This is a genomic window from Gilliamella sp. B3892 (assembly GCF_026536305.1).
Lineage (GTDB): Bacteria > Pseudomonadota > Gammaproteobacteria > Enterobacterales > Orbaceae > Gilliamella.
This window is the reverse complement of record NZ_JAFNOK010000021.1, coordinates 3,904-5,633: the sequence shown is the minus strand read 5'-3', so window position 1 is coordinate 5,633 and position 1,730 is coordinate 3,904. Positions and strand designations below refer to the sequence as shown.

The following is a 1,730-nucleotide window of genomic DNA, read 5'->3' as shown; positions in this document are numbered from 1 at the left end:
GTCTCTTGTTTACGGTAATAAGACTCCTCGGCGGCATCAATATCAATATTATTGCTCGCCTTCAGATTGACATCGTGAGTACCGACCACCTGACTACCGGTGACACTGACATTATTCCCGGCGGCAATGGTGACACTATCGCCATAGAGCTGACTGCCTTTTTCGGTAGTATTATTGATTTGCGTCTGCGTGGTGGTGGTCGTTTTATTTAAAAAGCCTTTGCTTGAACTCTTATGAAACTCATCTAACTCAAATCGCTCCGACGACGTCCCGATAGCGATATCATTATCCGCATAAAGCCCTAATTGCTTACCGGCAGAGATATCGACCGTTTTGGCATCAATATCATGCCCGGCACTTAACGTCACATTATTGGCGGCACTGATTTCACTGCCAACGACATTGTGTTCATGGCTTTTACGATAATGTTTGCCGCCACCTAAATCTAACTTCTCTTCAATCTCAGCGGCAGTAAAGCGAATATCATGACCGGCGTGCAACGACGTATTGCCTGTATCGGCATTATTAATAATCCAGCCGGCTTTAGCATGAATATCATGCCCGGCATCGATAACAATATTGCCATTATTCACCTGAATGATACTGGCCTGGTCGATATTGGTGGTGACATTATTGCCACGGATTTGCGTGCGGGTACTGGACAGAAGATTGATATCATTATCGGCAGATAAATAGACCAGCTTATCACCGACTAACTTCCCGTAATTGGTAATATCATTTTTTGCATCGATTGCCACCCGCTCACCGAATACCGTGCCACTATTGGTGACATTATTGCCGGATAACTGAATATCTTTTTTCGCATTAATTAATCCACTGCTATTAAGCGTCTGACCTTTAATAAAGACATTATCACCGGCAATTAACGCACCGTCATGGCTGAGCTCAGTGCGGTTAACAATGTAAACCTGCGGCACTAAAACATCGATAGCTTGATTATTAATGACCACCTGCTTTTTCACCAACAAGACCATATCAGTGGTTAACGCTTTCATCTGCTCAGCAGACAGCTCCACCCCCGGCGCAATACCGTATTGATTAGCAAAGCTAATACCGGCATCCATTAAGGCTTGATACTGCGCTAAATCATTTTCATAGCCTTGCAAATAGCGATGACCGGTCAAACCAACGATTTGTTCCTTAATCAGTTGTTGTTCATAATAACCGTCACCTAAGCGCTTAAGCACCGAGTCCGGATCGGCTTTTAAGCGACTTAACATATAGTCTGAACTTAACCATTTCTTACGCTGAGTAAAGTTAGGGTCGGTTTCAATAATATAATTTTTATCGGTATCTTTATTGACGATCCATAAACTGTTATCCGGCAGGGTTAAATTAGGCTCATAAATGCTGATAGTTTTAGGCGGGGTGATATCCTTATCGGCGGTGGCTAAATCGGCATGATCTGCCTGTTGGCTTTGCTGATTTAAATGGTCATCAATATTATTATCGACAGGGGTATTTGCAGAGGTGATAACCTCCTGTTTATCGATTGTCGCGTTAACCGCCGTGGTGTTATCGTGCCCAAAATGCGGGTTATCAATCTGTTTTTCGTGTTGCTTAGCTGAATCTTGAACAGGCTGATTAATATCAACATGTTGATGGGTATTTTCAACGGTTGTGGGTTGACGAGCGGTATCGTTTAATTGAGCCTGCTCAAATATTTGATGATCTAAAATATTCGTATTTAATGCATTATCAATAACACT

General features: G+C 42.7%; 1 protein-coding gene. It reads right to left on the bottom strand.

What is annotated here, in order from left to right:
- The coding region (locus J3U74_RS12195; RefSeq protein WP_267396040.1) for a beta strand repeat-containing protein at window positions 1-1,730 on the bottom strand (1,730 nt) is incomplete at both ends.